4 protein-coding genes are annotated in these 4,585 nt (G+C 38.2%); all 4 read left to right on the top strand.

From position 1 onward, the window contains the following. The first annotated feature begins 273 nt into the window (after nucleotides 1-273). Entirely contained in the window at nucleotides 274-1,167 is an 894-nt protein-coding gene (locus PN470_RS21315; RefSeq protein WP_272105049.1) for an aspartoacylase, read from the top strand. Nucleotides 1,168-1,223: 56 nt separating this feature from the next. Next, the gene (locus tag PN470_RS21310; RefSeq protein WP_272105048.1) at nucleotides 1,224-2,546 is read left to right on the top strand and encodes a serine/threonine protein kinase; all 1,323 of its coding nucleotides are present in this window, start codon (nucleotides 1,224-1,226) and stop codon (nucleotides 2,544-2,546) included. 394 nt (nucleotides 2,547-2,940) lie between these two features. Continuing rightward, nucleotides 2,941-4,185, top strand: a complete 1,245-nt coding sequence (locus PN470_RS21305; RefSeq protein ID WP_002740076.1) for an ATP-binding protein — start codon at nucleotides 2,941-2,943, stop codon at nucleotides 4,183-4,185. A 46-nt stretch (nucleotides 4,186-4,231) separates the two neighbouring features. Continuing rightward, nucleotides 4,232-4,585: Uma2 family endonuclease (locus PN470_RS21300; protein WP_271938233.1), on the top strand; the 354-nt coding region annotated here is incomplete at its 3' end.

The following is a 4,585-nucleotide window of genomic DNA, read 5'->3' as shown; positions in this document are numbered from 1 at the left end:
GGTGTGGGGTGTGGGGTGTGGGGTGTGGGAAGTGGGAAGTGGGAAGAATAAATAAAAATAATCTTCTGACGACCGACGACCGACTCCTAACCCCACCAACAAACTTTTTGCCGCAAACCATAAATAATTATAAGTAGGGAGGCACAATTATTTGTAGGATGGGTTAGCGGTAGCGTAACATAATCGGGCGTTGGGTTTCATGCTTCAACCCAACCTACCTTCATCTTATATTTAATTCCACCCACCCACTTAACTTGTCAAAAATTATAAAAAATGATCGAGCAGAAAACTACTATTAAAAATCTGGCTTTAATTGCTGGTGTGCATGGCAATGAACTAACTCCCGCTTATTTGGTTAAATACCTGCAAAACTCACCTAATCTTATTGCTCGCAGCAGTTTTCAATCCCACAGTCTCATCGCTAACCCCTTGGCCCTAAAGCAACGAGTTAGATATATCGATACGGATTTAAATCGTTGTTTTAACCAGAAAGATTTAGTGAATCCCGATTGTCAGCAATACGAACAAAAACGAGCCAAAAAAATAGTCAAAGAAATCCGAGAAAAATCCATTGATTTATTAATCGATATTCACAGCACCACATCTAACATGATGCTGGCGATTATTTATTCTAATCCCCATCCTTGGCTATTAAAACTCTTTACCTATCTGACTAAAATTAATCCTGATGTGCGCTTAATTTATCATCCCGTCAGCGAGGAAGAAAATCATTTTCTGAAAGGAATTTGTCCCCTAGCTTTTACCCTAGAAATCGGTCCAATTAACCATGGTGTCATCTGTCCCTATCTTTTTCGTCAAACCGAAACACTTATCTATCAAATCCTAGACTATATCGAACAGGAAAATTATCTCGCTGCCCATCTCGATACTTTCAGCGAATCCCTAACAGTTTACCAACGTTTAGGCTCGATCGATTATCCTAGGGATGAACAGGGTGAAATTAAAGCCATGTTACATCCTCAGATTCTCCAACGAGATTATCAGGCAATTCAACCCAATCAACCGATTTTTCTAGGATTTGATGGTCAGGAAATTATCTATCGTGGTGAATCTGAATTATATCCTATCTTTGTCGGAGAATCTTCCTACAAAGAAAAGGGAATCGCCCTTTGTTGGACAGAAAAAAAACAAATCAATATTAATTAGTACCTCCACAGCAGTTTTACTGACAAAAAACAGGTCTAAATAAGGGAAAAGCCACTATGACCTTTACTTCTGATTCTTTTTTAGCGGAACGTTACCGACTACAACAACGCCTGGGAAATACCGCTATCGGTCGTCAAACTTGGTTAGCTACCGATGTATTATCTCAAGAATCGGTAATTATTAAACTCCTCGCTTTTAGTCCCCAGATGGAGTGGGAAGAATTAAAATTATTTGAACGGGAGGCAGCCGTCTTAGCTTCTCTCCATCATCCCCGTATTCCCCGCTATCGCGATTATTTTTCCCTCGATAAAAATCAAGGTGATGGGATTCCTTGGTTTGTACTTGTACAAGATTATATACCGGGAGAATCCTTAAGTGATCACTTAGAAAGGGGGCAACGTTTCACCGCTACGGTAATTCGGACTATTGCCCAAGAAGTTCTCGAAATTCTCATCTATTTGCATGAATTATCGCCCCCAGTATTACATCGAGATATTAAACCTAGTAATTTAATTATTAACTCGGAAAATAACGTTTATTTAGTAGATTTTGGGGCAGTCCAGTCCAGGGGTGCAGTGACGGGAGTTACTTTTACCGTGGTGGGGACGAGTGGTTATGCACCCCTAGAACAATTTTGGGGCCGAGCAGTTCCGGGTTCTGATTTATATGCCTTGGGTATGACTTTAATTCATTTATTGACGGGAATTGTGCCGATAGAACTGCCCCATCGCGACTCTAAAATTCAGTTTCGCCAACTGGTGACAATCGATGATGATTTAATCGATTGGTTAGAAACTATGACCGATATGGCGGTAGAAAAGCGGTTTAAAAGTGCCAGAGAAGCCCTGAAATTTCTCCAACATCCCTACTATCGCCAAGTATCAAGTTTAATCGATCCTAAGAAATTACCAAAACCTCCCCACAGTTCCATCCGCATCGCTAAACATAGGGATAATTTAGAGATTAATTTACCACCAAAAATTAAGCTACCTTCCGATGCGCCTACCCTCTGCTCTTTGGCGATTGTCCTTACTGTCACTGTTTTTATCTCCCCTATTCTTACCTTTATTATAGCTCTAATTGGTTTTATTTGTTTGCGTGAGATGCAATTAATTCTTACCCCTCAAGAAGTTTTAATTAAATATAAACTTTTCAATTTTATCTACAAAAAATTTGCTTTTAAAACTCAAGACTTATGGGGTATTTTTCTCCATAGCAACGGCACGGAAGGCAACTATCAGATTCGTCTGCGGACGGCTAAAAATTATTATCTTATCGGTCAAAATCTCCGCGAGGATGAATGTCTCTGGTTAGGACAGGAAATCCAAGATTGGTTAAATTTTATCAAATATAACGTTTCTCATCAAGAGGAAGTGTAGCCCGACAAGGTATCTTCTCCTGGCTCTCTTGGATTTGGTGGGTAAAATGTATTCTAAGATACATTCCTCCTAGCGAGGGGGTGGAACGAACCACAAAGACACAAAGGACACAAAGATTGATCGATCCTATGTAAGTTTAACTTATCACACAGAACCTAGAAGAGCCTTCTCCTGACTCCCCAAAAGGAAAACCTTGTACCTCATCTCAAGAAATCTGGGGAATTAGTCGGTAGGTATTTTCCCTTTTTTAACCTTAATTTTGCAAAGATTAACCTATCTTGATATAATAACAACTGATTGGCATTCCCTTAGCTACAGGACGGCAATTATTAAATCGAATTAGGAATCACAAAAAAACAGCCATGAAATGTTAGTTATTAGTGGAGAATAAAAAATGATTTCTGAAATTTACCAAAAAGTCAGCTTGTTAGTTTTGTATCAAGGGGTTTTTGATAATGCTATTGGCAAGGCATTTATTACCCTATTATCTACGGATAATATTGCCGATTTTCTTAAAGCCTATGGTCAATGGTTTCAAGCTTTAGCATCTAAAGATATCAGTTGGAATGATTTTCTAGTCGAACAAATTTTATTAGATGACAATCCCTTTAGTCAACAGGTACAGAAAAAAAGTTTTTGGGAGTTACCCGAATCTTTAATTAATGGCGTGAAACAGGATTTATCTATCCTTCAATCTCTCTATAATTCTAGCATTTATAGTCTCAGCAATTCGACAATTTTGGAACAAATTAAATTTCTCAGTTTCCCCGCTTGGGAAATGGACAATAAATTAGAAAGTTTTTTACATTCCGGTTTAGATTGGAGGGAATTAGTTGAAGATTTAGCAGATTATTATCGCGAATGTGGTACGGGAATTTTTGCCCGTTATCAAGCTTTAAGGTGGCAAGAAGGTCGATTACAAGGAATTACTCATCCCGATCCCGTGCAGATTCAAGAAATAGTCGGTTATGAAATGCCCAAGGAAACCTTGATTAAAAACACTGAGTTTTTATTAGCAGGTTATCCCGCTTTAAATGTGCTACTCTATGGCAGTCGTGGTTCGGGAAAATCCTCTCTAGTCAAGGGATTATTGCAAAAATACCATAGTCAAGGATTGCGCTTAATTGAAGTGGCCAAATCCCAATTAAAAGACCTACCATTAATTATTGAAATTCTGCGATATTTACCGCAAAAATTTATTATCTTTGTCGATGATTTATCCTTTGAAGAAGATGATGAAGCTTTTAAAGCTTTAAAGGTTGTTTTAGAGGGAAGTATCACCGCTAGACCGAAAAATGTCGTAGTTTATGCCACTTCTAATCGCCGACATTTAGTCAGAGAATTTTTTGCCGATCGACCCCGACCAAAAGATGGGGATGAAGTGCATAATTGGGACACAGTACAAGAAAAATTATCCTTTAGTGATCGCTTTGGTTTAACCCTAACTTTTGAACCAGCTAATCAAGAAAAGTATCTGGAAATAGTGCGTCATTTAGCCAGTTTAGCTAAATTAAAAATTAGCTTAGAAGACTTAGAATTTCGTGCCAAACAATGGGCAACCCAACATAATGGGCGATCGGGAAGAACTGCCAGACAATTTGTTGATTTTCTCCAAGGGGAATTAGAATTAAATAGGTAGCATTAATTGTGTTATGATTAAATAAAAGAATATCTAATCTGGAAAAATGTTGACTCAATCTCCTCCCAAAACCCTCAGCTTAGAAGAATATCGTAATTTAGAAACCATTGCCGAGGTTAAACACGAATATCACGACGGGGAAATTATCGAGATGACAGGGGGAAGCATCAATCATAATAGTATTCTCATTAATCTTATTGTCCTGCTAAAATTAGCTTTAAGAGGAACTAATTATCGTCTTCAATCTAGCGATCTACGTCTATGGATACCCCAGTATAATCGCGGTTTATACCCAGATTTAATGATCATTGCTGGGGAACCATTATTTAGTGATAATCGCAACGATGAAATTTTAAATCCCTGTGTAATTATCGAAGTTTTATCCCCTTCCACCTCTAGT

The sequence above is a fragment of the Microcystis sp. CS-574 genome, from assembly GCF_028329095.1.
Lineage (GTDB): Bacteria > Cyanobacteriota > Cyanobacteriia > Cyanobacteriales > Microcystaceae > Microcystis > Microcystis ichthyoblabe_A.
The sequence above is the reverse complement of the archived record's forward strand: the minus strand, read 5'-3'. Positions and strand labels throughout refer to the sequence as shown.